Consider the following 24,348-nt stretch of genomic DNA (forward strand, 5'->3'; position numbering starts at 1 on the left):
GCGCCACGCGGCGCCCTTTTTGTTTTGGATTGAATGATATCAGACCGCCGAGCCGTAGAGGTCGTAAGCGTCGGCACGATCGATCTTGACGGTGACGATGTCGCCGGCGCGCAACGGCCGCCGCGACTGGATATGGACCGAACCGTCGATTTCGGGCGCATCGTATTTGGTCCGGCCCTTGGCCGAATTGCCATGTGCTTCGTCGATCAGGACCGGCAGGCGCTTGCCGATTTTCTTGGTGAGTTGCGTTGCCGAGATCTTCTGCTGGCGCTGCATGAAGCGGTGCCAGCGGGCTTCCTTGACCTCCTGCGGCACTTGCTCGAGGCCGAGCTCGTTGGCACGGGCGCCTCTGACCGGCTCGTATTTGAAGCAGCCGGCACGATCGATCCTGGCCTCGTCCAGCCAGTCGAGCAGCATCTCGAAATCGTCGTCCGTCTCGCCGGGGAAACCGACGATGAAGGTGGAGCGGATGGCGAGATCCGGACAAACCTCGCGCCAGCCGCGAATGCGCTCGAGCGTCTTTTCGCCATGGGCGGGCCGGCGCATGTTCTTCAGCACCTGCGGCGAGGCGTGCTGGAACGGGATGTCGAGATAGGGAAGGATAGTGCCTTCGGCCATCAGCGGGATGACGTCGGCGACATGCGGATAGGGATAGACATAGTGCATGCGCACCCAGACACCGAGCTTACCCAGCTCTTCCGACAGATCGAGGAATTTCGCCCGCACTTCGCGATCGCCGAACATGCTGGTCTGGTATTTGATGTCGATGCCGTAGGCGCTGGTGTCCTGCGAGATGACGAGGATCTCCTTGACCCCGGCCTTGGCCAGCTTCTCGGCTTCGCGCAACACGTCGGCGGCCGGCCGCGATACGAGATCGCCGCGCAGCGCCGGGATGATGCAGAAGGTGCAGCGGTTGTTGCAGCCTTCCGAAATCTTGAGATAGGCATAGTGGCGCGGCGTGAGCTTGACGCCCTGCGGCGGCAAAAGGTCGATATAGGGATCGTGGCTCGGGGGAGCGGCCTCATGCACTGCCGCCATCACGCTTTCATAAGCTTGCGGGCCGGTGATGGCGAGGACGTTGGGATGTCTTTCACGGATGACGTCCGGTTCGGCGCCGAGGCAGCCGGTGACGATGACCTTGCCATTCTCCGAAAGTGCCGAGCCGATGGCGTTGAGCGATTCGTCGCGGGCCGAATCGAGGAAGCCACAGGTGTTGACGACGACCAGGTCGGCGCCGTCGTGCTTGCGGGCGATCTCGTAGCCTTCGGCGCGCAGGCGCGTGATGATGCGTTCCGAATCCACAAGGGCTTTCGGGCATCCAAGACTGACGAAGCTGACACGAGGGGCGGACATCAAAGCTTTTCCGGATTTTCAGGATTGGCGGCGCAGTACCACAGTTGTTGCCGCATTGGTATGGGCAGCGGCTGCAGCGAAACGCAAGCGCCCCCGAAGGCTGGCCGAAGTCGAAGTGCCGGCCGATGCGAATTCGAGTCGATGCGTCAGCTCACCGCACTGCTGACATGCGGCAAGACTTCCACCGCGCCTCGATAGATCATATCGAGTGCGACATAGAAGATGATCAAAAGGCCGATATAGGCGATCCAGCGATGGCGGTGCAGCAGCTTGGCGATGAAGCTCGCGGCAAGGCCCATCAGCGCGATCGACAGGACCAGGCCGATCACCAGCACCTGGAAGTGATCGCGCGCTGCGCCGGCGACTGCCAGCACGTTGTCGAGCGACATAGAGACGTCGGCGATGACGATCTGCAATGCAGCCTGACCCAGGGTCTTCTTACGCGCCTTCCCGGCCACCATATTATCGCTGTTGATATCGGAATTGGACAACGCCTCGGTCGCCTCCACTTCGTCGGCATGGGAGGTGCGCAGTTCGCGATACATCTTCCAGCACACCCACAGCAGCAGGATGCCGCCGGCCAGCAGCAGGCCGACAATCTGGAGCAGAGTGACAGTGATAGCTGCAAAACCGATGCGCAGCACCGTCGCCGCCACCACGCCGATAAGGATCGCTCTCTTGCGCTGCTCGACCGGCAGGCCGGCAGCGGCAAGGCCGATGACAATGGCGTTATCGCCTGCAAGCACGAGATCGATGGCGATGACCTGGAGCAGGGCAGAGAAGCCCGCGGCGGTGAAAATTTCCATCGACTGGGAGTTCCCTTGCTGGTTGGCCGGCCGTTCGCGTCGAATGCCTGGAGGCCCTAACGTGTATGGTTCCCGCGCGTCAAGGGACTGGTTGGAACAAGGTCGGCAAACCGCTCGTCACGGCGGCAACATACAGAGTTTGCGACGATCGGCCCGAAACACCGGCGAAAATGCGGCCAGAGGTCGCGAATGCCTAGTTGTAGAGATTGTATTTGGGCCAGTCGCTTTCGGGAATTTCGTCGCCAATCCGGTAGCGGAGCTGCAGGACCTCCATATGGTCCGGCGCTGTCTCGCATTTAAATTTCAGCCGGTACCATTGTCCCTTGCTGCGAAACGCAGCGCCCGGGCTCCTGATCGCATCGGCGCCCATTTCGGGCGTCGCAAAGGCGTAAGCGACGACGCGATCGGCTCTGTATTTGTGGTCGTCGCGGGTAATCCGGTCGAGAATTTCGGCGTCGCATCGCTGCTCCAGCCGGGTTTGCGGGTCGAGTTTAAGCAGGCCGGCGCGCAATGCGCTGTCCATCGCGGTGGCCGGCCAAGCCACTATCGTCCATGCGAAAACCGCAGAAAATAGTTTATTCATAGGCGGGAGAAGCATCATATTCGGACGGAGAAATCAACCCGATCGGGGGTCACTTCCCGGTCATCTCGACGCAAGCCCAGGAGATTGCTTTCGGGACAAGGCTTCAAATGGCGGAGGGAGTGGGATTCGAACCCACGGTGGGCTTGCACCCACGCCGGTTTTCAAGACCGGTGCCTTAAACCGCTCGGCCATCCCTCCAAGGTGATTTTTCAATCACTTAGGATATCGCGAGAGGGCGGGTTCGAGCAGTCGGTACCGGATTGGCACCAGGACGTTCCCCGACCGGTTCGCGCTTCATTCCTGTAAAGCCGCATTCAACACCAAGTCAACCATGGCGACCGCACCTTTGGGCGCGATTCAGGACGGTGAGCAGCCCGGCATGGCGACCTGTGTTTTGTGCTGAGTGTGGAAAATCGTTTTTAAAACCCGTACAGACTATTAATCGTTGTGCGCCGATATGTTGGGCGCATTAAACACATGTAAGTAAATCGTATTCCGGAGTTGATTTTGGCCGTACTTGGCGCTCTCCCGCCCGGTCTTCGCTGTAGACCAATTCGAGAAACCGACTGGGAGGGAGTGGTCGACTGTCTGTGCAGGGGCTTTCCGGCGCGTAACCGGAGTTACTGGATACAGGCTCTGACCCGTTTGTCGCAGCGGCCCGCAGTTGCCGAGTTCCCACAATATGGCTTTGTTTTGGAGCATGCCGGTCGGATCGTCGGCGTTGTGCTCACCCTTTATGCTCGCTACCAGGGGTCGGAGGGCGACGAAATCCGCTGCAATCTTTCAAGCTGGTCAGTCGACGCAGAATTCCGTCCCTACGGCGCCATGTTGGTTGCGGCGGTTCTCAAGCGAAGGGATGTGACCTACACGAACATTTCGCCGGCACAAGCGACATTGAAAGCCAACCGGGCGCTCGGCTTTCGGCTCTTCTCCAGCGGACAATTTACCTTCGTGCCGGCTTTAAGTTCGGCGCAGCGGTCATGTCGCGTGCTCGAAGCGCGTCCCGATCTTCCGGAATTGGCGATGCTGTCCGAGAGTGAGAGATACATACTCTCTGAACACTCCACGCTGGGCTGCCTGTCGTTTATCTGCATTTGCGACGGAGCAGCGTTTCCCTTGGTGTTGATGCCGCGCCGAATGTTGCACGGTCTTATCCGATGCCATCAGATCATCTATTGCCGCTCGCTCGCGGATTTAAGCCGGTGCGCCGGTGCCGTGGGGCGCTTTCTCTTGCGAAGGGGAATCCTGGTGTGCTTTGTCGACGCCAAGGAGCCGATTCCAGGTTTGTTGGGGTGGTACCGCGCCAACAAGGGGCTGAAATACTTCAAGGGCCCCAGACCACCCGCACTTGGAGATCTGACGTTCACCGAGCTTGTGATATTCGGTCCCTGAATCTGCGCTCGGAGACATGCCAACGCCGGGCAGCAAAGCGTGCGGGCACGAATGGCGCTGGTGATCGATACGCGATGATTTTCATGCCGATCGGCGAGACGGTCGTGCCACAATCTCGCCCGGTTCCGACCACAATCGGTTAATACGGTGATAAACAATTCCTGCGCACAAAAGGATTGGGGTTGGGAGTCGCCGGCGTTTCTGGAGTGGGTGCTTTGGCACCGCCAACGTTAAAGCTGCGGTGCCTTCGTCGAGACTGTAGGGGACAATCGAAAATGCAGACTACGGCGCGCCCGCGTCTTCGTCGCGCTTCCGCTTTCGCGCTGTTTGCCTTGTCGGCAGCCTTTCTTGCGGCATGTGCCGGGCCGCAGCAAAAGGCGATGGTCAACAAGAAACCACGCTCCAAGGAATATTTTTCCGAAGCCGAATACGGTGTGAAAGCCAGCCCGCGCGTGATGTTCAAGACGTCTCGCGGACGCGATCAGCTCGGCAGACCCTATCAGGTGCGCGGCAAGTGGTACTATCCAAAGGAAGACAAGCGTTACGCCAAGGTTGGCCTCGCATCCTGGTATGGTGAGGCCTTCCACGGCCGGTTGACCGCCAACGGCGAAGTCTACGACATGGCAGATCTGACGGCGGCGCATCCGACCATGCCGCTGCCGAGCTATGCGCGTGTCACCAACATGAAGACCGGCAGCTCGGTGATCGTGCGCGTCAACGATCGCGGACCCTATCATGATGGACGCATCATCGATGTGTCTAAGCGCGCTGCTGAAATGCTCGATTATGCCAATATCGGTACGGCCGAGGTGAAGGTCGAATATGTCGGCCGTGCGCCGCTCGAAGGCAATGACGGTCAATATCTGATGGCCTCGTACCATCCCGGCAACAGGGCACCGGATCCATCGGACGGTCTGCCCAGCGGTGTCATGGTCGCCATGAATGGGCCGTCGCCGAGCCTGCCGGTAAGCGCCGCGGTGGTGCCGTTTCCCGGTCAGCTGACGAATTCCGGGCAGGCATCGGAAGCTGTCGTTGCGACGCAGGCACCGGCCTCCGGCGATGTGACGCTGCCCGAATTTGGACCGATCGTGCCGGAGCGTCCGGAAATCAACCTGCCGGCGCAATCGCCATTCACTGTGGCGTCGCTGTCCTATGCCAATGAGCGCGTGCAGCGCGCCTCCAACGCCTTCGCCGCGCTGGATGGCGTCGGCATGTCGCCCGCCGAGATTCTTCAATCCTGGAAACGGCAAGCTCCTCCAGCCGGGTCGCCCACGGACTATGTCGCGGCGGGTTCGTTCGAGGATGCCGCCGAAGCCGAGCGGGTGGCGGCCAAACTTTCCAGCTTCGGCAAGACCGAGATCCAGCGCTCCGAACTCGACGGCAAAGGCTGGTACTCGGTCAACCTCTATGCCGACGGCCATGGCAGCCTGGACGAGATGCTGCAGGCCGCGTGGTCGCATGGTGCGCCGGATGCGCTTGCCGTACGCAACTGATGGCGGGTCGCCTGGCTTTCTCGTGCGCGATTGATCCGCCGTGGAAAAGCCTGCTAGCTTCGGCCAACTTGCAAAAGAGCGCCGGCTGACTGGTCGAACCCGATGAAATTTTTCCGTCCTTCCACCGGGCTCATGACGCTCGGCCTGCTGCTGCTCTCGCTTGTGCCGGTCTCAGCACAGCTTTTCGAGACCAAGGCCGCGCAGGCCTTCATGATCGACGCCGAAACCGGCACCGTGCTGTTTTCCAAGGATGCGGACAGGTTGATCCCGCCGGCCTCGCTGGCCAAGCTGATGACGATGGAAGTGGTCTTCGACGCCATCAAATCAGGGCGCATGACGCTCGACGACACTTTCGTGGTCAGCGAGAACGCCTGGCGCAAGGGCGGCGCTCCTTCGGGGACATCGACCATGTTCGCGAAACTCAAGTCGACGATCCGGCTGGAGGAACTGATCCAGGGCGTGACCGTGCAGGCGGCCAATGACGGCTGTATCGTCATCGCTGAAGGAATGGCCGGGTCCGAAGCGAATTTCGCGGCGCAGATGACCGAGCGCGCCCGCCAGATCGGCTTGCAGAAATCGACCTTCGTCAATTCCACCGGTCTGCCGGCCGACGGGCAGCAAACGAGCGTTCGCGAGCTTGCGCTTCTGGCCCTGCATATCTGGCGCAACTACCCGGATCTCTACCGCTATTATGGCCAGAAGGATTTTAGCTGGAACAAGATTTCCCAGAGGAACCGCAACCCGTTGCTGGCCATGGATATAGGCGCCGACGGCCTTGCAGTCGGCGCCAGCGAGCAATCCGGATTCGGCATAGTCGGCTCGGTCAGCCACAATGGAACAAGGATGATTGCGGCAATGAGCGGACTGGCAAACGACCGCGAGCGCGCCGAGGAAGCGCGAAAGCTGCTCGACTGGGGCGTTCGCTCGTTCGAGAAGACGGAGATATTCGCCAAGGACGAAGTGGTTGGCGAAGCCCAGGTCTTTGGCGGCTCCAAATCCGGCGTCGCGTTAAAGGCTAATGGACCCGTGGAGATCTTCCTACCGATCGCCAACCGCGACAAGCTCACCGCCAGGATTGTCTATGACGGACCGGTGGCAGCGCCGGTGGAGGAGGGGCAGCCGGTGGGTACGCTGCGCGTCTGGATCGGCGATACGCTGAGCCAGGAGACGCCGCTTTTTGCCGCCGAGTCGATCGGTGTCGGTTCGTTGCCGCAACGCGCGCTCGATGCCGCCAAGGAACTGGCCGTCGGCTGGCTGCGTTAGCACCGTCGCGGTGGACCTTTTTTCCCGCCGGGACTATACGGTCCCCGAAGTATGGACAAAGGCTTTGGCGCGCGGATTTTTCATCACTTTTGAAGGCGGCGAAGGAGCAGGCAAGTCGACGCAGATCGGGCGGCTGGCAAAGAAGATGCGCGCCAAGAAATACGATGTACTGGTGACGCGTGAGCCGGGTGGCTCGCCGGGCGCGGAGGCGGTCAGGCATGTCCTGCTTTCAGGCGCAGCCGAGCCGTTCGGCCCCAAGATGGAAGCGCTGCTTTTCGCCGCCGCGCGTTCCGACCATGTCGAACAGGTCATCCGGCCGGCAGTCGAGCGCGGCTCGGTCGTGCTTTGCGACCGCTTCATGGATTCCTCTCGCGTCTACCAGGGCGTCACCGGAGGCCTCGACCCGGCATTCATGGACGCGTTGGAGAAGGTCGCCATCAACGGCATGGTGCCGGACATGACGCTGATCTTCGACATCGACCCCGCCGAGGGACTGAGGCGCGCTACCGCCCGACGGGGCAGCAGTGACGGCCCGGACCGCTTCGAGAAGGAAACATTGGCCATCCACCAGCGCCGCCGCGAGGCGTTTCTGACGATCGCCGCGGCTGAACCCGAACGCTGCGTCGTCGTCGATGCATCAGCCGACCCGGACACGGTGGAGGATGTCGTTACCGCCACCGTCTTCGCGGCTCTCGAGAAGATGATGCCGGCGCAAAGCAGACAGGCGGCGCCGGCATGATTTTCGAACGCATCGCACCCGAACAGCACGATACGCTGGACGGGGTGCCGGAGCCATCCGAGACGCCGCGTCTCGTCGGACATCTTCAGGCCGCCGATATGCTTGCCGCCGCCTATCGCTCGGGAAAGCTGCCGCACGCGCTGATCTTTGCCGGGCCGGTCGGCATCGGCAAGGCGACGCTGGCCTTTCACCTGGCGCATCACCTGTTGAAGCACCCGGCCTTCGGGCAGGCGCCGGAAAGCCTTGCCGTTCCCGATCCGGCATCGTCGCTGTTTCGTCAGATCGCCACCGGCGCGCATCCTTCGGTGCTGCATCTTACGCGCCCCGCAAACGACAAGACCAAGAGCTTCAAGACCGTGGTCACCGTCGACGAGATCCGCAAGGTCAGCCGCTTTCTGTCGCTGACCTCGCATGACGGCAGCTACCGGGTGGTTATCGTCGATCCCGCCGACGACATGAACACCAATGCTGCCAATGCCTTGCTGAAGAATCTTGAAGAACCACCGGCGCGCACCTTGTTCATCCTCATCGTCCATGCGCCGGGCAGCCTGCTGCCGACGATCCGGTCGCGCTGCCAGATGGTGCGGTTGACGCCGCTCGATGCCGAGAGCTTGATGACGGTTCTGGAGGGCATCGAGCCACCGCCACCGGAGGATCCTGCGGCGCGCGCGGCGCTGGCGGAACGGGCAGGGGGCAGCGCCCGCAATGCGATCCTGCTGACGCAATATGGCGGGCTGGAACTCGCCGCCACCCTCGACGCCCTGGTGATGGCCAAAAAGACAGATGTCGCCGGCGCCTACCGTCTTGCCGAGGCGGTCGCCGGCCGCGACCAGGCGATCCCGTTCGAGATATTCAATCGCCGCGCACTTGATCTTCTGTCGGCCGGCGCCAGCCAGGCCGCGCTGGCCGGCGATCTGGCGCGGGCCAAAACGCTGTCGGATACTTGGCACGAGGCTTTGAACGCTATATCTGAAACCGAGACCTACAATCTCGACAAGAAGCAGCACGCCCTGACCATGATCGACCGCCTGAATTCTGCAATGCGAATGTGACGGCCGCTGGCGTGGCTTTGAAGCCCCTGAGTTTTGATCCCAATCAATCGCAGGAACTTCGAAGCCACCACATTGGCGTCGGATGGCAATTGCCGTTTCGATGCGATATCTCACCGCGACATCTTTCATTCAGACATTCATGACGGCTCATCCATGGCACGCGAAAAATACTACGTCACGACGCCGATTTTCTATCCGAACGGCAAGCCGCATATCGGCCATGCCTACAATGTCATCGCCAGCGACACGCTGGCCCGCTTCCAGCGGCTCGACGGCAAGGACGTCTTCTTCGTCTCGGGAACCGACGAGCACGGTTTGAAGATGCAGCAGACGGCGGACGCCGAAGGCTTAGCGCCGAAAGCGCTTGCCGATCGCAACTCGGCGATCTTCCGCTCGATGCTCGAAGCGACCGGTTGCTCGAACGACGTTTTCATCCGCACCACCGAGGAGCGTCATTACAAGGCCTGCCAGGCGATCTGGACGCGCATGGCTGAGAATGGCGACATCTACCTCGACCGCTACAGCGGCTGGTATTCGGTGCGCCAGGAAGCCTATTTCGACGAGGCCGAAACCAAGGTCGGTGACGACGGCGTGCGCCGCGAACCACTCGGCTCGCCCGTCGAATGGACCGAGGAAGAGAGCTATTTCTTCCGCCTTTCCGCCTATCAGGACAGACTGCTTGCGCTCTACGAGAACAGCCCCGAATTCGTCGGACCGGCGGAGCGGCGCAACGAAATCATCAGCTTTGTCAAATCCGGCCTGAAGGATCTGTCGATCTCGCGCACCACATTCAAATGGGGCGTGCCGGTGCCCGGCGATGAGAAGCATGTGATGTATGTCTGGGTCGATGCACTAACCAACTACATCACCGCCGCCGGCTATCCGGATCCGGCCAATGAGAGATGGTCTTTCTGGCCGGCAAACGCCCACGTCATCGGCAAGGACATCATCCGCTTCCACGCGGTCTACTGGCCGGCATTCCTGATGTCGGCGGGCATCGAATTGCCGAAGCGCGTGTTCGCGCATGGTTTTCTGTTCAACCGTGGCGAGAAAATGTCGAAGTCGGTCGGCAATGTCGTCGATCCGTTCGCGATGATCGAGCACTACGGCCTTGACCAGGTGCGCTATTTCTTCATGCGCGAAGTGCCGTTTGGCCAGGACGGCAGCTACAGTCACGATGCCATCGTCAACCGCACCAATGCCGATCTTGCCAACGATCTCGGCAATCTGGCGCAGCGCTCGCTGTCGATGATCGCCAAGAACTGCGGCGGCGTGGTGCCTAAGCGCGGCGAATTGAGCAATGCCGACAAGGCGATCCTCGATCAGGCCAATGCCGCCCTTGTCACGGCGCGCAGGACGATGGCCGACCAGGGCATCCATCTGGCGCTGGCGGCGATCTTTGGCGTGGTGGCGGAAGCCAACCGCTATTTCGCCGGCCAGGAGCCATGGGCGCTGAAGAAGACCGATCCGGCACGCATGGAAACGGTGCTTTGGACGACGGCTGAAGTAATCCGGCGTGTCGGGCTGCTGTGCCAGCCCTTCATTCCGGAGTCGGCGGCAAAGCTGCTCGACCTTTTGGCGGTGCCGGCGGACAGCCGCGATTTCGCGAATGTCGCCGAGGCTCACGCGCTGGTATCCGGCACGGCACTGCCGGCGCCGGAACCGGTATTTCCACGCTATGTCGAGCAAACGGATACAAGCGCCTGATGCTGGTCGACAGTCACTGCCATCTCGACTTTCCGGATTTCGCCGAGGAGCGGGCGGCCATCGTCGCCCGCGCCCTTGCGGCCGGTGTCGGCCGCATGGTGACGATCTCGACGCGGGTGAAGCGGTTTCAACAAGTGCTTGAGATTGCGGAGACTTTCGATGAGGTCTATTGCTCGGTCGGTACCCATCCGCACAATGCGGCCGAAGAGCTTGATGTGACTGTCGAGGATCTGGTGCGGCTGTCCGATCAGCACAAGGTGGTGGCGATCGGCGAGGCCGGGCTCGATTATTTCTACGATCATGCGCCGCGCGATGCACAGGCGCAGGGCTTTCGCACCCACATCGCCGCGGCTCGTGAGACCGGTCTGCCGCTGGTTATCCATTCACGCGACGCCGACGACAACATGGCTGATATCCTCGAAGAAGAAACAGGGAAGGGCGCCTTCCCCTTCATCTTGCACTGTTTTTCATCGGGGCGCCGGCTGGCCGAGATCGGCGTGGCGCTCGGCGGCTACGTTTCGTTTTCCGGCATCCTGACTTTCAAGAACTCCGCCGAGCTGCGCGCCGTCGCCGCCGATGTGCCGCGCGACCGTCTGCTGGTCGAAACCGACGCGCCATACCTTGCGCCGATCCCGTTTCGCGGCAAGCGCAACGAGCCTGCCTATGTCGCGCATACAGCCAAGGTGCTGGCCGACACGATCGGCGTCAGCGAGGCCGAGATCGCTGCTATCACCACCGACAATTTCTTCCGGTTGTTCAGGAAAATGCCGCGCCCGAGCGCGCCGGGCGCTTGACGCATGAGCGATCGGTTGCGGCTTACCGTCCTCGGCTGCGGCTCATCGCCGGGCACGCCACGCATCACCGGCGACTGGGGCAATTGTGATCCGACCAACCCAAAGAACCGGCGCATGCGCACCGCAGCGCTCGTCGAGCGGATCGCGGCGAATGGCGCCAGGACCACGGTCGTCATCGACACCGGCCCGGATTTTCGCGAGCAGATGCTGCTGGCATCGGTCAGGCGCATCGATGCGGTCGTCTATACGCATCCGCATGCCGACCACATCCACGGCATCGACGATTTGCGCGGCTTCGTGCTCGAGCAGCGCCACCTGATCGACATCCATGCCGATCAGGTTACCATGCTGCGGCTGAGGGAAGCGTTCCGCTACTGTTTCGAAACACCGAAAGGCAGTTCGTATCCGCCGATCGTCAACGCCCATATCATCGACCACAACAGGCCGGTGGTGATCGAAGGCGAGGGCGGCGCCCTCACCCTCGAACCGCTGCCGCAAATCCACGGCGACATCATCTCGCTGGGTTTTCGTATCGGCAATCTCGCTTATTGCCCTGACATCAGCGACTTTCCGGGAGCGACAGCCGAGCGTATGCGCGGGCTGGACATGCTGGTCATCGACGCGCTGCAATACACCTTCCATCCGAGCCATCTGTCGCTTGGCCAGGCGCTCGGCTGGATCGAAAGACTGGCGCCGAAGAACGCGGTGCTGACGCATATGCATGTGCCGCTCGACTACGCCACGGTAATGGCCGAGACGCCGGCCAACGTCGAGCCTGCCTATGACGGCATGACGATCGAAATCCCTTACAAATCAGCGTAAAGGACCAAGGTTTTCATAGCTGGGTTACAGAGTTCGCTCCAAACCGCCCAGCGGCTCGCTTATGCTATCTTCGCCACGTCCTATCGGCCATGTCAGTTCCATAATCTATCTTATGCGACTGAAGCCTGTAGCGTCCACTGAAGCCTGTAGCGTCCGTTGGCAGCGAGACAGCATTTGTGGGGCAACGGCGTGCTAGGGTTGCGAATCATGAACACACTGCTTGCAAGTCTTGCCCTCACCCTCGCCTGCGCATTCACTGACGCGCGAGCGCAGGACTTTGATCGTGCGCCAGGCGAGAATGACCTGGCTTTCGCGAAACGTGTGGTTGGGTTCGCGGACAACGCTGATCCGCACACCACAGCCGTGACCTGGAACGGCCTCCAGACACTGTTCGTCGATTACCAGACCACTGAGGAATATCCGGAACGCCCACTCGTCGCACTACAGCAGCAACCCGACGGGTACCGTACAATCCAGGTCACGCTTGGCGAACACGAAGGCGGCACGCCAGAGATTACAGCGCTCGGCTTCGTCAACGCCGATCACGATCCGGCAAAGGAACTGACTGTCATACTTGCCTGGCCTGTTTCGCACTACGACGTTTCGGGGACGCTCTACGAAGTTCGCATCTTCGACGCCCCCAAACCGGGCCAGAAGGCGCTGACGCAATTGAAAGTGAGCCAAAAGTTCGACGCCACCTGCGACTGCGGATGGCGCGACGGCACGACGAAGCGTTTCCGTTTCAAGACGATCAGGGCGGTCAAGGCTGAATTGAAGCGCTTGGGCTATTAGCCGCCGGCGAGGGCTCACTTGCCGGATGCTGCCCCGCCTACCCGGTGACCGGCAATCGTCACGAGCGCCGGCACAGGCTGGGTCGCTCGTCAGAATTCCATATCCCCGAAGTCACCGCCATTATCGGAGCTGGCATCGTCTGCCTGGTCGGCTTCGTCCGGCTGCGGTGCCGGCCGTTCGGCTGCCTGCGCTTCGCTGCCGCCAAACATGCCGGCGATCGCATTGCCGAGCAGCACGCCGCCTGCCACCCCCATCGCGGTCTGCGCGGCGCCGGCAAGGAACCCGCCGCCGGCCCGCTGTGACTGGTCTTGTGGCTCCTCCGCGGCAGCAGAGGCGGTGCGCCCTACCCGCGGAACCGAGCCTGAGCGCCTGCCGCCGCTGCGGCCGAAGAAGCCACTGAGCGGTCCACCGCCGGCAGGCTGCCGCGCCTGCTCCTCCAGCTCTTCGATGCGCGCCTGCGCTGCGTTCAGGGCCTGCTCCTGCACCACGATCGTCTGTGCCATGTAGTATGGCGCCCCAGGCTGCTGGGTGATCTGGTCCTGGATCAAGCGTTCCGCTTCGGCATCGCGCGGCGGCGCCTGGCGCTCGACATTTGCGAGCTTCTCGAAGAGCTGTCCGATCGCCTGCTGGTCGTTTCTGTCCATGATGTACTATTCCGGTCTCGGTCCGACGCGGCTATTCGCGCTCGCCGGTGAAGTTCAGCAACAGCTGGAAGATGTTGACGAAGTTCAGATAGAGCGAGAATGCACCAAAAACGGCGAGCTTTTGCTGTGTTTCGGCGCCGAAGTTTTCGGCGTACTGCTCCTTGATCGTCTGCGTGTCCCAGGCCGTGAGCCCGACGAAGACGGCGATGCCGATCACCGAGATCGCAAACTGCAGCGCTGTCGAACCCAGGAAGATATTGACGATGCTGGCGATCACCACGCCGATCAGGCCCATGATCAGGAAGGACGAGAACTGCGTCAGGTCGCGACTGGTCGTATAGCCATAAAGGCTGGTGGCGCCGAACATGGTGGCGGCGATGAAGAAGGTGCGGGCGATGCTGGTGCCGGTAAAGACCAGGAACACGGAAGCCAGCGACAGACCCATGACCGCGCAGAACGCCCAGAACATTGCCTGGGCCCCGGCCGCCGACATCGTCTGCATACGGAACGAGAACAGCAGCACAAAGGCCAGCGGCGCCAGCATCACCACCCATTTCAGCGGGGTGGAGAAGATCGGCACGTAAAGGGCGGGCGTGGAGGCCACCACGAGGGCGATCACGCCCGTAACGACGAGGCCAAGGCCCATGTAGTTATAGACGCGCAGCATGTGCCGGCGCAGGCCTTCGTCGTAGACGGCTCCGGCTCGGGCTCTGGTCCCAATGTATCCCAGATTGTTCATTTGGTTCTCCTTCTTAGAGGTAGTCGATCAGTAGAGTGTTTTGGCGAGCGCTTCGGCCGTGCGATCGAGGCCGCGGACATCGCTACGTGCGACGACTGCGTAGGCGACCTCGCCGATCTGGAAATAGGCCGAGGAAACCTCGCCCGACGGAACGACAGTCGGCTTGACGACGTCGAATGTTCCGGGCCGGATGGCGAACAGCGAGAGCAGCCCCATCTCTTTTGTCTCGACAGCCATCTCGACGCTCGGGCCGAACTGCGATGGGTAGATCTGCACGTCACGGACCGTCCAGTCCGTTGGCAGCGATGGCATGACGATCGCCGTGGCGGCGCGGATTTCGTCGGCATTGTAGCCGGGCGCCTCGAGTTGTGACGACATCGCCTCGCGCACGAGCGTCGTCCGATGCGCCCGGACTGCGTCCTCCACATAGGCGGGCGGATGGGTCGAAGCGACGACTTCCGTCACCGATATCGGTCCGATGAGCCCGTTCGCAAGCCAGCCGGCGGCGACGAAAACAGCGACAGCCGCCGCGCGCTGCAAAGCACCAAGGACACGGCCGCGCGCTAACCCCCCCTCCAGCCGCCGTGCCGCATCAGCCGTCGCCGGCCGCGCCATGCCTTTCGATCCGGCAAGCGCCACGCGCAGCTCGTCACGCGTCCTCAGATCAGTCATCACCCGCGCGGCCGCTTCCGGGCGAGCCGAAAGGAACGCCTCGACCTCGATGCGACGAGCAACGTCCAGCTGATCGTCGACATAGGCGTCGAGATCGGTGTCGGTGACGGGATCGCGCAGTTGGTTCATGATCCACCTCCGACGATCTTCAGATGGCTTTTCGTGCGTGCCGGTGCCGCGTCCTCCATCTCGCGGAGTGCCGCACGCGCCCTGCCGATGCGCGACATCAGTGTGCCAAGCGGCACGCCGCTAACCTCGGCCGCCTCGCTGTAGCTAAGCCCCTCGATGGCGACGAGATGCAGCGCGCAACGTTGCTCTTCCGGCAATGTGAAAAAAGCGTCGCGCACCTGTGCCAGCCGGACGGAATGTTCCTGCGGAGCCTGGACGCTGGCCTCGGTGAGATGGCCGGCCTGTTCGATGCGCACCGCTTCGGATTTGCGGGATCGCAAGCCGTCGATGAACGCATTGTGGACGATTGACAGCAGCCATACGCGAAGATTTCCGCCTGAGCGGAAGCTGCCGCGTCGCTCATAGGCACGCACCAGCGCATCATGCACCAGATCCTCTGCATCGGCGCTGTCGCGCGTCAGCGAGCGTGCGTAGCGGCGCAGCGAACCGAGCTGTCCCAGAATATCGAAGCGTGGCATCGGCCGTTTCATGTCCTGTTTACGGAGCAGGTCGGGGTTTTAATCCCGCTCTCCCCGAATTTTTTCGGCTCGCCGCGCTCTCGTCCTGGGAGATCTCGGGCCTGCCCTCGCCCGGCAGATAGTATCGGCCGCCCTCGAGGCAAACCGGCGCCGAGTTGGCGCATATGAAACCGCTGGCAAAGCACGGCCGGTTTGCGTATCACTCCGCCGCCAACGGAACCTTATCGATGTTCGAAAATCTCCAGCCCGCGCCCGCCGACAAGATCCTTGCCTTGATCGGGCTCTATCGCGCCGACCCGCGTCCCGACAAGGTCGATCTTGGGGTCGGCGTCTATAAGGATCGCGACGGCAAGACGCCGGTGATGCGCGCGGTGCGCGAAGCCGAAAAGCGGCTGCTGCGAGGCCAGGACACCAAGACCTATCTCGGCCTTGCCGGCGATACCGCCTTCAACGCGGCAATGGCTAGGTTGGTGTTCGGCCCAACCGCCGACATGACGCGCATTCGTGCGGCACAGGCGCCCGGCGGCTCCGGCGCGCTGCGGCTGGTGGCAGAGCTGCTGAAAAGGACCCGCGCCGACGCGACGGTCTGGCTATCGGATCCGACATGGCCGAACCACATGCCGGTGATGCGCGCCGCTGGCCTGCAGATACGCGAGTACCCCTATTTCGACGTTGCTTCTGGTGCGGTTCGCTTCGACGACATGCTGGATGCGTTGAGAACCGCGAATCCCGGCGACGTCGTGCTGTTGCATGGCTGTTGCCATAACCCGACGGGCGCCAATCTAGACATCTCGCAATGGGCTGCCGTTGCCGATCTCGTCGTTGAGCGTGGTCTGCTGCCCTTTGTCGACATCGCCTATCAAGGCTTTGGCGAGGGGCTTGATGCGGATGCCGCCGGCTTGCGCCTGCTGGCGGCGAAAGTTCCGGAAATGGTCGTTGCCTCGAGCTGCTCGAAGAACTTTGCCGTCTATCGCGACCGCGTTGGTGCAGCGCTGATCATGGCGAAAGACGGTGCGCAGGCGGATATGGCGATGGGCCAGATGCTGTCGGCGGCGCGCGCCATGTATTCGATGCCGCCGGACCATGGCGCGGCTGCGGTGCGCATGGTGCTCGAGGACGCTACGTTGCGGGCCGACTGGGAAGCAGAGCTTGAAGAGATGCGCCTGCGCATGCTGCGGCTGCGCGTCCAGTTCGCCGAAGCGCTGCGGCGGCAGTCCAACTCCGACCGTTTCGATTTCGTCGCCAGCCATCGCGGCATGTTTTCCCGGCTTGGCCTGTCGGAAGCGCAAGTCGAGCGGCTGCGCGCCGAGCATGGCATCTACATGGTCGGCGACAGCCGCATCAACGTTGCCGGCCTGCCCGAGGACGGCATGGACGCGCTCGCCAAGGCGATTGTCTCCGTGTTCGACTGATACTTTTTGCTTGACCATGATCTTTTCCGAAAACCGGCTTCCACGATCATGGTCTGGCCGCCGATCTGTGGACAAGGCGCCCTCACCGGCTGAAGCCGTTGGCCGCACAGCCGTGTACAGGATAGCGTTTCCCAGATGAAACCCTCGAAAGACATTTCCCGGCTGATCGAGATCATGGCAGCGCTGCGGGCGCCGGAAACCGGCTGCCCGTGGGATATCGAGCAGGACTTTTCGACAATCGCGCCATACACGGTAGAGGAAGCCTACGAAGTGGCGGACGCCATCGCGCGGGGCGACCTGGACGATCTGCGCGATGAACTCGGCGATCTCCTGTTGCAAGTGGTCTACCACGCGCAAATGGCCGAGGAGGCCGGCGAATTCTCATTCGGCGATGTGGTCGAGGCCATCACCACAAAAATGATCCGCCGCCACCCGCATGTTTTCGGCGACGAAAAGGCGCGCAGCGCCGGCATGGCGAAGGGCATGTGGGAAAAGATCAAAGCGGAGGAAAAAGCGGAGAAGCGCAGCGCCCGCCTCGTCCGAGGGCTCGACCCCGAGGACCATGGCAAGGGCTTTCTCGACAGCGTGCCGGTCGCCCTGGCCGCGCTGACCCGGGCCCTCAAACTGCAGGAAAAGGCCGCCCGCGTCGGCTTCGACTGGAGCGAGGCGGCACCGATCCTCGAAAAGATCGAGGAGGAGATCGGCGAATTACGCGAAGCGCTGGCCAAAGGCGACAGCGCACCGATCAAGGACGAGTTCGGCGACATGCTGTTTGCGATCGTCAATCTCGGCCGGCACCTCAAAATCGATTCCGAAGCGGCACTCAGCGGCACCAACGAAAAATTCCGGTCGCGCTTCCACCATGTCGAGCAGGCGCTGCAAGCGTCGGGAAACAACCTCGAAGAGGCGACGCTGGACGAGATGGAAGCGCTCTGGCAGCAGGCAAAAAGCGCGAAATAAACGCCCTACCCATTGTTTTGACGTCGCAATCGGCTTTCTATCTCTTGTCGAGCACTGTGTGTGGCCTTGAGCGCGATGGTCACGCTGCCATCCTCATTGTCATCACGCGAGACGATGTCGCCGTTGCGGTAAAGCCAGTCGACGACGCCGAGTTGGTCGGCCTTGAGCGTGACCGTGAACGTCTCCAGTTCGCCCGACATCATCGTCTCGATGATCGCCTTCAGCGCATCGATGCCTTCGCCGGTAACCGCCGATATGGCGATAGGCGGCGCCTTCCTGCCGTCAGCACCATCGGCAAGCAGCCGCGCGCGGTTGCCCTCGTCGAGCCGGTCGATCTTGTTCCACACTTCGATGACGCGCTTGCTATCGCGGGCATCAACGCCGAGATCGGCAAGGATGCGCTCGACATCTTCGGCCTGTGCGGCCGTATCGGGGTCGGAGATATCGCGCAGATGAATGACGAGGTCTGCCTCGACCACTTCCTCCAGTGTCGCCCTGAAGGCCGCGACCAGATGCGTTGGCAGGTCGGAAATGAAGCCGACCGTATCGGAAAGGATGACCGGCGTTCCGTGCCGCAGGCGCACGCGGCGCAGCGTCGGGTCGAGCGTGGCAAACAGCATGTCTTCCGCCAGCACCCCTGCTCCGGTCAGCCGGTTGAACAGCGTCGACTTGCCGGCATTGGTGTAGCCGACGATCGCCACCACCGGAAACGGCACCTTCTTGCGCTTGGCGCGGTGCAGGTCGCGGGTGCGGCGCACCGTTTCGAGCTCATGCTTCAGCTTGGTGATCTTGTCCTGCAACACACGCCGATCCGACTCGATCTGCGTCTCGCCAGGGCCGCCGAGAAAGCCGGCGCCGCCGCGCTGGCGCTCAAGGTGGGTCCAGCTCCGCACAAGGCGGCCCTTCTGGTAGTTGAGATGGGCAAGGTCGACCTGCAGCGTGCCTTCCTTGGTGCGGGCGCGCTCGCCGAAAATCTCCAGGATCAGCCCGGTGCGGTCGAGCACCTTGGCGTTCAACTCTTTTTCGAGATTGCGCTGCTGTACCGGTGTCAGCGGATGATCGACAATGACCACTTCCGCGTGCCCCTCTTTGACGATCTCGGCGAACTCCGCGACCTTGCCGCTGCCGAGCAACGTCGCCGGGCGTGGATCGTTGACGGTCACCACTGCCGTGTGGACCAGGTCAAGGTCGATGGCGCTGGCGAGGCCGACCGCCTCGTCGCGACGGGCCTCGGCGGAACGGGTCAGGCGCGGGCGATTGGTGTCGTCGTTGCCACGCGGCTGCCGGGTAAGCACCGGCACGATGACCACCGCCCGGGTCGGACCGTTGGCCTCTGTCCCGGTCTGATGTGCTGGTTTTCCGCGAACGCTGCGGTCCGCGTCTTTCTCACGTGCCAATCAGGCGCCCTGGCTTTCCTCACCATCGAACATCTGAACCGGCTGGCTCGGCATGATCGTGGAAATGGCGTGCTTGTAGACGAGCTGGGAATGGCCGTCGCGACGCAGCAGAACGCAGAAATTGTCGAACGAAGTGACCACGCCGGTCAGCTTCACGCCGTTGATGAGAAAGATGGTGAGTGGGTTTTTGCTCTTGCGAACTGAATTCAGGAACAGGTCCTGAAGATTTTGCGATCGTTCCGCCATTGTTCTTGTCTTTCGCCGATCCCCTTCGGTTTGCAAGCCAATGCGCCAAATTAGCTGGCACATGTCAAGCACGCAAACACCATCTTGCCGTCAGTAACGACAAGCAGAACGAGATATATTGATGTTCATTCCATCTGTGCGGTTATCAGGCTGGACTTTTTTCCGCAACGTCAAAAAAGGCCCGCCGTAGTGAAACTGTTATCGAGCCCGGGTGGCCGTTGGCGACGGGAGCGCCATCGATTGCCACCACCGGCATGGCGATCGTGGTCGCGGAGCTGATGAAAACCTCGCGCGCGGCCTTGGCCTCGGCAACCGAAAAGCCGCGCTCCTCGATCTTCAGGCCGAGCTTGGCGGCGACATCGAACAGTGTCGTGCGGGTGATACCGCGCAGGATGCCATGCTCGGCCGGCCGCGTCACCAGCACGCCGCCCCTGGTGATGATCCAGGCGTTCGACGATCCACCTTCCTTGACGGTGCCGTCAACATCGACGAACCACGCCTCCTGGGCGCCTGCTTCCTTGGCTTTCTGTTTGGCCAGCACGTTCGGCAACAGGCCGACCGACTTGATATCGACCCGATCCCACCGGTTCTCCGGCACCGTGATAACCCGGATCCCGCTCTCGGCCCGCTTCGCGGCAGCTGCAGGATCGGCTTTTTTGGCGGTCACCACCAGCGACGGCTTCGTGCCCGCCGGCGGGAAGAAAAACTCACGGCTGGCGACACCGCGTGTCACCTGGACATAGACCAGGCCGTCGACGACATGGTTGCGGCGCACCACCTCGCCCATGACGAGCGGCAGCACGCCGCGCGTGATCGGCCAGTCGATCGAGAGTTCGGTGAGCGAGCGGTTCAATCGGGCGAGATGGCGCGGCATGTCGACGATGAAGCCCCGCGCCACCTCGCAGACCTCGTAGACGCCGTCGGCGAATTGATAGCCACGGTCCTCGATGTGCACGGAAGCTTCGGCGTGAGCGACATAGCGTCCGTTCACATAGGCAATGCGCGGCATGGATAACCCCTGGAGAAGTCAGCGCATGAGCCCGAAAATCGGAATCGATTTCGGAAAGGATCATGCGCAAAAATCAAAATGCTACAGCCTCCTTTGTGCGTCCCAAAGACGCGCGGCGCTGCAGTGCTCTTATGCGATTCCACGACCGCCGTAACCGGTAATTGCGTGGGCCACGGCTGGTTTGGCTCTCAGACGCCCAGCGACTTCAGCTTGCGGTGCAGTGCAGAGCGTTCCATGCCGATAAACTCTGCCGTCTTCGAGATGTTGCCGCCAAAACGGTTGATCTGGGCGATCAGATAGTCCTTCTCGAATTGTTCGCGTGCTTCACGCAGCGGCAGTGCCATTATGTGCTGATCGGACTTGGTTGGAGTGCGCGGCATGACGTCGCCGATCTCGGCTGGCAGGAGGTCGGCGGTGATCGGCGCATCGACATCGTCGCCGCGCGCCAGGATCATCAGGCGCTCGACATTGTTGCGCAACTGCCGAACGTTGCCCGGCCAGTTGTGCGCCTGCAGCACCGCCAGCGCGTCGTCGCCGATGCGGCGCGGCTTGATGCCGGCCTGGCGAGCGATCTGCTTCATGAAATTGTCGACCAGATAAGGAATGTCCTCGCGACGCTCGGCCAGTCCCGGCACCATGACCGGAACCACGGCCAGGCGATGATAAAGGTCCTCACGGAAACGGCCGTCGGCGATCATGGCTTCCAGGTTCTGCGAGGTCGACGAGATGATGCGTACGTCGACCTTGACCCGCTTGGTGCCCCCTACCCGCTCGAACTGCTGTTCGACCAGCACGCGCAGGATCTTGTTTTGCGTCTCACGCGGCATGTCGGCCACTTCATCGATGTAGAGAATGCCGCGATGGGCCTCCTCCAGCGCACCGACCTTGCGTTCGACGCCGTTCGATTCGGTGCCGAACAACTCGATCTCCATACGCTCAGGCGTGATGTTGGCGGCACTCAGCGTCACAAACGGTGCACTCTTGCGCGCCGACAGTGCGTGGATGGCGCGCGCCGCCAGTTCCTTGCCCGAGCCGGAGGGGCCGATAATCATGACGCGGCTGTTGGTCGGCGCGACGCGCTCGATGGTCTGGCGCAATTGGCTCATTGCCGACGACATGCCGATGAGGTCGAAAGTCTCGCCGCTGCGCAGCTTGAGATCCGAAACCTCGCGTCTCAATTTGGACGTTTCAAGCGCCCGTTCGGCAATAAGGATCAGCCTGTCGGCCTTGAACGGCTTTTCGATAAAATCATAGGCGCCGCGGCGGATGGCCGAGACTGCCGTTTCGATATTGCCGTGGCCCGAGATCATCACCACCGGCAGGTTCGGGTGCATCGTCTTGATCTCGTCCAGCAAAGCGAGGCCATCGAGCCGCGAACCCTGCAGCCAGATGTCGAGGAAGATCAGCCTGGGTGCCCGGTCGGCAACCACCGCCAGCGCGCTGTCGGCGTCAAACGCCGTGCGGGTTTCGTGACCTTCGTCGCTCAGGATACCGGCGACGAGTTCGCGGATGTCTTCCTCGTCGTCGACGATGAGAATATCAGACGCCATTACCGACCTTTTCAGTTTCTTTTTCGTGTTCCGTCTTGCTTTCGCCGCGTATCGGAACGGTGGCGGCAACCGGCAGGATGATGCTGATCATCGCACCCCGCCCATCGTGGAATTCCGCTGGTGCATCGTGCAATTCGAGTCGCCCGCCATGGTCCTCCACGATCTTCTTGACGATAGCGAGGCCAAGCCCGGTGCCTTTCTCGCGTGTCGTCATGTAAGGCTCGAGCAAGCGCTGCCGGTTTTCGCGCGGCAAGCCCCTGCCGTTGTCGATGACGTCGATTCGAATCGCGCCATTCTGACGCCCGGCTTGAATCCGGATTATGCCGTGCGGACGATCCTCTGCATCAAGTCCGTCGATAGCTTCGGCAGCATTCTTGATGACGTTGCCGAAAGCCTGCGCCATCAGGCGGCTGTCGAACGTGCCTTTGAGCGGCTCATTGCCGAAGACGCGCTCGAAGGTGATGTCGGCCCGGCTCACTTCGACCAGGAACGAGGCCTCGCGCAACGAATCGCGCAGATCGATGGCCTTCATTTCTGGTTTCGGCATGCGGGCGAACGCTGAGAACTCGTCGACCATGCGGCCGATGTCCTCCACTTGCCGGATGATGGTGTCGGTGCATTGATCGAAAACCTCACGGTCCTCGGTGATGACCTTGCCGTAACGGCGCTTGATACGCTCGGCCGAAAGCTGGATCGGCGTCAGCGGGTTCTTGATCTCGTGGGCGATGCGCCGCGCCACGTCGGCCCATGCAGAGGAACGCTGTGCCTGGACCAGATCGGTAATGTCGTCGACTGTCACGACATAGGATTTATCCTCCGAACCGTCGTCGCCGGCTTCAATCGTGATCTGCACGTTGAAGGTCCGTTCGGTGCCGGCACGATAGAAGGTGACCTGTTCGCGATAGACCGGCTTGCCCGACTTGCGGCCGATCTCGAAGACGCGGCCGACATGCGGTAGCACGGCGGAAAGGTTCTCCCCAAGCGCCGCGGTGGCGGATATGGCCAGCATCGTTTCGGCCGAACGGTTGACGATGGTGACGATGCCATATGGATCGACGCCGATGACCCCGGCGGTGACGCCGGCAAGCACAGCCTCCGAAAAGCGCCGCCGCTCGTCGATCAGATCCTTGGCCGACAGGATCTCGTTGCGCTGCGATTTCAACTCCATCAGCATCTTGTTGAAGGTGTCGCCGAGCGAGGCGACGTCGCCGTCGGAGGGGCGGACTGGCACGGCCACATCGAGATTGCCGGTAGCGACCTCGTCGGCCGCGCCGATGAGCTGACGAATCGGCCGCACCAGGCGGTCGGCCACCGCAATGCCGGTCCAGATGGCGGACAGGATAATGATCAGCGTCAGCGACAGATAGGGAAGCGCGAAAGCCACTTGCGAGGTGCGGCGATTGTCTTCGAGACCGCGATATTCTGCGGTGTTGGATTTGACGATCTGCCGTGCCTTGATCACCTCGGGATCGACGAGGCGAATGGTGTAGAGATAGAGCCCGTCGATCTCGCGCAGCTTGACGATGGCCCCCATGATGTTACGGGTGCGCGGCTCGATCAGCACCGGCTTGCCGTTGGCAGCGCTTGCCACAGCGCCCTCCGGCGGCTCCGGCATGGCAAAGTCCGCGTCGGTCTTGGCGCTCATGACGAAGGAACCATCGGGCTTGATGAGTGCTGCGTGTGCCAGGGAGCGTCCAACCGCCTCCTTGTTCATGAGGTCAAGGAAGCCGGTCCGATCGAGGCCGTAAAGCGTGCGCGAAGCGTCGAGGTCGTAAGCCATCGACAACGTCGTGCCCTGAAGATTTCGTGCGTTTTCCTGCACATAGGCGTCGGCGATCGACAACGACGAATTGACGATCGTCTTGGTGCGGATCTCGAACCAGCGGTCGAGGCCGATGTCGAGCGTGATCGACGCGATGATCGCCACCATGATCGCGGGGATGGCGGCGACCAGCGCAAACATCGCCACGATGCGCACATGCAGGCGCGACGCAGCCTTGCCGTGCCGGCGTGCCATCAGGATGCGATGCACTTCGCGGCCGACCAGCAAGATCAGAAACAGCACGAACGCGGCGTTAAGCGCGATCAGCGCCAGCGTCGTCCGCGCGTCGGGCGTGATCGGCGTGGCGCCAACCAGAATGGCGAAGGAGATCGCCGCTGTCACCAGCGCACCGGCAATGGCGACCACGCCGGGCAGCGCAAGCAGCCGGCGACCGTCTCGCGCGCCGGAAGTGCTGAAAAGCGGTTTGCTCAGTGTCGGTGCGTGCAGAGCCATG

The 24,348-nt window shown here is 62.0% G+C and carries 23 protein-coding genes and 1 tRNA gene; 11 read left to right on the forward strand and 13 right to left on the reverse strand.

Going from position 1 to position 24,348, the window contains the following annotated elements; genetic code table 11:
• Nucleotides 1-39: 39 nt before the first annotated feature.
• The 4 genes from rimO to NKH63_RS15770 all read right to left on the reverse strand — a co-directional run bounded on the left by rimO (nucleotide 40) and on the right by NKH63_RS15770 (nucleotide 2,940).
• Nucleotides 40-1,353 carry a 30S ribosomal protein S12 methylthiotransferase RimO gene (gene rimO, locus NKH63_RS15755; protein ID WP_352482563.1) on the reverse strand — a complete coding sequence of 438 codons (1,314 nt, stop codon included), beginning with the start codon at nucleotides 1,351-1,353 and terminating at the stop codon, nucleotides 40-42.
• A gap of 146 nt (nucleotides 1,354-1,499) precedes the next feature.
• Nucleotides 1,500-2,159, reverse strand: coding sequence for a TerC family protein (locus NKH63_RS15760; protein ID WP_023717595.1), 660 nt, complete (start codon nucleotides 2,157-2,159; stop codon nucleotides 1,500-1,502).
• Nucleotides 2,160-2,352: 193 nt separating this feature from the next.
• Entirely contained in the window at nucleotides 2,353-2,760 is a 408-nt protein-coding gene (locus tag NKH63_RS15765) for a DUF930 domain-containing protein (protein ID WP_352482561.1), read from the reverse strand.
• A gap of 90 nt (nucleotides 2,761-2,850) precedes the next feature.
• Nucleotides 2,851-2,940 (reverse strand) — tRNA-Ser (locus NKH63_RS15770).
• A gap of 447 nt (nucleotides 2,941-3,387) precedes the next feature.
• Here NKH63_RS15770 and NKH63_RS15775 point away from each other — a divergent pair.
• The 9 genes from NKH63_RS15775 (at nucleotide 3,388) to NKH63_RS15815 (ending at nucleotide 12,796) form a co-directional block, all read left to right on the forward strand.
• Nucleotides 3,388-4,134 carry a hypothetical protein gene (locus tag NKH63_RS15775; protein ID WP_352482560.1) on the forward strand — a complete coding sequence of 249 codons (747 nt, stop codon included), beginning with the start codon at nucleotides 3,388-3,390 and terminating at the stop codon, nucleotides 4,132-4,134.
• 275 nt (nucleotides 4,135-4,409) lie between these two features.
• The gene (locus NKH63_RS15780) at nucleotides 4,410-5,627 is read left to right on the forward strand and encodes a septal ring lytic transglycosylase RlpA family protein (RefSeq protein WP_023717591.1); all 1,218 of its coding nucleotides are present in this window, start codon (nucleotides 4,410-4,412) and stop codon (nucleotides 5,625-5,627) included.
• A 132-nt stretch (nucleotides 5,628-5,759) separates the two neighbouring features.
• Nucleotides 5,760-6,890, forward strand: a complete 1,131-nt coding sequence (locus NKH63_RS15785) for a D-alanyl-D-alanine carboxypeptidase family protein (protein WP_352482678.1) — start codon at nucleotides 5,760-5,762, stop codon at nucleotides 6,888-6,890.
• A 64-nt stretch (nucleotides 6,891-6,954) separates the two neighbouring features.
• Nucleotides 6,955-7,629 carry a dTMP kinase gene (gene tmk / locus NKH63_RS15790; RefSeq protein ID WP_352482558.1) on the forward strand — a complete coding sequence of 225 codons (675 nt, stop codon included), beginning with the start codon at nucleotides 6,955-6,957 and terminating at the stop codon, nucleotides 7,627-7,629.
• Nucleotides 7,626-8,681, forward strand: coding sequence for a DNA polymerase III subunit delta' (locus tag NKH63_RS15795; protein WP_352918092.1), 1,056 nt, complete (start codon nucleotides 7,626-7,628; stop codon nucleotides 8,679-8,681). Before tmk ends, NKH63_RS15795 begins: the two co-directional genes overlap by 4 nt.
• 120 nt (nucleotides 8,682-8,801) lie before the next feature.
• A complete protein-coding gene (gene metG / locus NKH63_RS15800; protein ID WP_352482677.1) occupies nucleotides 8,802-10,388 on the forward strand; it encodes a methionine--tRNA ligase in 1,587 nt (528 codons plus the stop codon).
• On the forward strand, nucleotides 10,388-11,182 hold the full coding sequence (locus NKH63_RS15805) for a TatD family hydrolase (RefSeq protein WP_352482554.1): 795 nt from the start codon (nucleotides 10,388-10,390) through the stop codon (nucleotides 11,180-11,182). The genes metG and NKH63_RS15805 overlap by 1 nt, the downstream gene beginning before the upstream one ends.
• 3 nt (nucleotides 11,183-11,185) lie before the next feature.
• Nucleotides 11,186-12,004: an MBL fold metallo-hydrolase gene (locus tag NKH63_RS15810; RefSeq protein ID WP_352482553.1), complete on the forward strand. Its 819-nt coding sequence runs from the start codon at nucleotides 11,186-11,188 to the stop codon at nucleotides 12,002-12,004.
• 207 nt (nucleotides 12,005-12,211) lie between these two features.
• A complete protein-coding gene (locus NKH63_RS15815; RefSeq protein WP_352482551.1) occupies nucleotides 12,212-12,796 on the forward strand; it encodes a hypothetical protein in 585 nt (194 codons plus the stop codon).
• 89 nt (nucleotides 12,797-12,885) lie between these two features.
• Here the strand turns inward: NKH63_RS15815 and NKH63_RS15820 are convergent, their stop codons facing one another.
• The 4 genes from NKH63_RS15820 to NKH63_RS15835 are packed head-to-tail and all read right to left on the reverse strand — an operon-like array spanning nucleotide 12,886 to nucleotide 15,510.
• Nucleotides 12,886-13,440: a DUF2076 domain-containing protein gene (locus NKH63_RS15820; RefSeq protein WP_352482550.1), complete on the reverse strand. Its 555-nt coding sequence runs from the start codon at nucleotides 13,438-13,440 to the stop codon at nucleotides 12,886-12,888.
• Nucleotides 13,441-13,471: 31 nt separating this feature from the next.
• On the reverse strand, nucleotides 13,472-14,179 hold the full coding sequence (locus tag NKH63_RS15825; RefSeq protein ID WP_023717585.1) for a Bax inhibitor-1/YccA family protein: 708 nt from the start codon (nucleotides 14,177-14,179) through the stop codon (nucleotides 13,472-13,474).
• A 27-nt stretch (nucleotides 14,180-14,206) separates the two neighbouring features.
• A complete protein-coding gene (locus tag NKH63_RS15830; protein WP_352482549.1) occupies nucleotides 14,207-14,980 on the reverse strand; it encodes an anti-sigma factor family protein in 774 nt (257 codons plus the stop codon).
• The gene (locus tag NKH63_RS15835; RefSeq protein WP_023717583.1) at nucleotides 14,977-15,510 is read right to left on the reverse strand and encodes a sigma-70 family RNA polymerase sigma factor; all 534 of its coding nucleotides are present in this window, start codon (nucleotides 15,508-15,510) and stop codon (nucleotides 14,977-14,979) included. The genes NKH63_RS15830 and NKH63_RS15835 overlap by 4 nt, the downstream gene beginning before the upstream one ends.
• Before the next feature lie 215 nt (nucleotides 15,511-15,725).
• Between NKH63_RS15835 and NKH63_RS15840 the strand changes: the two genes are divergently transcribed.
• Together NKH63_RS15840 and mazG are read left to right on the forward strand one after the other, a co-directional pair.
• Nucleotides 15,726-16,910, forward strand: a complete 1,185-nt coding sequence (locus tag NKH63_RS15840) for an amino acid aminotransferase (protein ID WP_352482547.1) — start codon at nucleotides 15,726-15,728, stop codon at nucleotides 16,908-16,910.
• A 135-nt stretch (nucleotides 16,911-17,045) separates the two neighbouring features.
• Nucleotides 17,046-17,870: a nucleoside triphosphate pyrophosphohydrolase gene (mazG, locus tag NKH63_RS15845; RefSeq protein WP_352482546.1), complete on the forward strand. Its 825-nt coding sequence runs from the start codon at nucleotides 17,046-17,048 to the stop codon at nucleotides 17,868-17,870.
• A 5-nt stretch (nucleotides 17,871-17,875) separates the two neighbouring features.
• Here the strand turns inward: mazG and hflX are convergent, their stop codons facing one another.
• From hflX to NKH63_RS15870, 5 genes are all read right to left on the reverse strand, one after another.
• On the reverse strand, nucleotides 17,876-19,267 hold the full coding sequence (gene hflX / locus NKH63_RS15850; protein WP_023717580.1) for a GTPase HflX: 1,392 nt from the start codon (nucleotides 19,265-19,267) through the stop codon (nucleotides 17,876-17,878).
• On the reverse strand, nucleotides 19,268-19,513 hold the full coding sequence (gene hfq, locus NKH63_RS15855; protein WP_006202172.1) for an RNA chaperone Hfq: 246 nt from the start codon (nucleotides 19,511-19,513) through the stop codon (nucleotides 19,268-19,270).
• A 145-nt stretch (nucleotides 19,514-19,658) separates the two neighbouring features.
• Complete coding sequence (locus NKH63_RS15860; protein WP_352918093.1) at nucleotides 19,659-20,522, reverse strand: D-amino-acid transaminase; 864 nt, start codon at nucleotides 20,520-20,522, stop codon at nucleotides 19,659-19,661.
• A gap of 188 nt (nucleotides 20,523-20,710) precedes the next feature.
• The gene (gene ntrX, locus NKH63_RS15865; RefSeq protein WP_352482545.1) at nucleotides 20,711-22,072 is read right to left on the reverse strand and encodes a nitrogen assimilation response regulator NtrX; all 1,362 of its coding nucleotides are present in this window, start codon (nucleotides 22,070-22,072) and stop codon (nucleotides 20,711-20,713) included.
• Nucleotides 22,062-24,347, reverse strand: coding sequence for a sensor histidine kinase NtrY-like (locus NKH63_RS15870; protein WP_352918095.1), 2,286 nt, complete (start codon nucleotides 24,345-24,347; stop codon nucleotides 22,062-22,064). Before NKH63_RS15870 ends, ntrX begins: the two co-directional genes overlap by 11 nt.
• Nucleotide 24,348 lies beyond the last annotated feature (1 nt).

The organism is Mesorhizobium sp. M0960 (assembly GCF_040319055.1).
GTDB lineage: Bacteria > Pseudomonadota > Alphaproteobacteria > Rhizobiales > Rhizobiaceae > Mesorhizobium.

What these genes read in the sequence shown, in the direction of transcription:
- NKH63_RS15870 (WP_352918095.1), bottom strand. Translation starts at nt 24,347, where the DNA reads ATGGCTCTGCACGCACCGACACTGAGCAAACCGCTTTTCAGCACTTCC.
- NKH63_RS15795 (WP_352918092.1), top strand. Translation starts at nt 7,626, where the DNA reads ATGATTTTCGAACGCATCGCACCCGAACAGCACGATACGCTGGACGGG.
- NKH63_RS15760 (WP_023717595.1), bottom strand. Translation starts at nt 2,159, where the DNA reads ATGGAAATTTTCACCGCCGCGGGCTTCTCTGCCCTGCTCCAGGTCATC.
- NKH63_RS15860 (WP_352918093.1), bottom strand. Translation starts at nt 20,522, where the DNA reads ATGCCGCGCATTGCCTATGTGAACGGACGCTATGTCGCTCACGCCGAA.
- NKH63_RS15810 (WP_352482553.1), top strand. Translation starts at nt 11,186, where the DNA reads ATGAGCGATCGGTTGCGGCTTACCGTCCTCGGCTGCGGCTCATCGCCG.
- NKH63_RS15765 (WP_352482561.1), bottom strand. Translation starts at nt 2,760, where the DNA reads ATGATGCTTCTCCCGCCTATGAATAAACTATTTTCTGCGGTTTTCGCA.
- NKH63_RS15835 (WP_023717583.1), bottom strand. Translation starts at nt 15,510, where the DNA reads ATGAAACGGCCGATGCCACGCTTCGATATTCTGGGACAGCTCGGTTCG.
- NKH63_RS15815 (WP_352482551.1), top strand. Translation starts at nt 12,212, where the DNA reads ATGAACACACTGCTTGCAAGTCTTGCCCTCACCCTCGCCTGCGCATTC.
- hfq (WP_006202172.1), bottom strand. Translation starts at nt 19,513, where the DNA reads ATGGCGGAACGATCGCAAAATCTTCAGGACCTGTTCCTGAATTCAGTT.
- rimO (WP_352482563.1), bottom strand. Translation starts at nt 1,353, where the DNA reads ATGTCCGCCCCTCGTGTCAGCTTCGTCAGTCTTGGATGCCCGAAAGCC.
- NKH63_RS15805 (WP_352482554.1), top strand. Translation starts at nt 10,388, where the DNA reads ATGCTGGTCGACAGTCACTGCCATCTCGACTTTCCGGATTTCGCCGAG.
- NKH63_RS15785 (WP_352482678.1), top strand. Translation starts at nt 5,760, where the DNA reads ATGACGCTCGGCCTGCTGCTGCTCTCGCTTGTGCCGGTCTCAGCACAG.
- NKH63_RS15780 (WP_023717591.1), top strand. Translation starts at nt 4,410, where the DNA reads ATGCAGACTACGGCGCGCCCGCGTCTTCGTCGCGCTTCCGCTTTCGCG.
- NKH63_RS15830 (WP_352482549.1), bottom strand. Translation starts at nt 14,980, where the DNA reads ATGAACCAACTGCGCGATCCCGTCACCGACACCGATCTCGACGCCTAT.
- mazG (WP_352482546.1), top strand. Translation starts at nt 17,046, where the DNA reads ATGAAACCCTCGAAAGACATTTCCCGGCTGATCGAGATCATGGCAGCG.
- NKH63_RS15825 (WP_023717585.1), bottom strand. Translation starts at nt 14,179, where the DNA reads ATGAACAATCTGGGATACATTGGGACCAGAGCCCGAGCCGGAGCCGTC.
- NKH63_RS15840 (WP_352482547.1), top strand. Translation starts at nt 15,726, where the DNA reads ATGTTCGAAAATCTCCAGCCCGCGCCCGCCGACAAGATCCTTGCCTTG.
- NKH63_RS15820 (WP_352482550.1), bottom strand. Translation starts at nt 13,440, where the DNA reads ATGGACAGAAACGACCAGCAGGCGATCGGACAGCTCTTCGAGAAGCTC.
- ntrX (WP_352482545.1), bottom strand. Translation starts at nt 22,072, where the DNA reads ATGGCGTCTGATATTCTCATCGTCGACGACGAGGAAGACATCCGCGAA.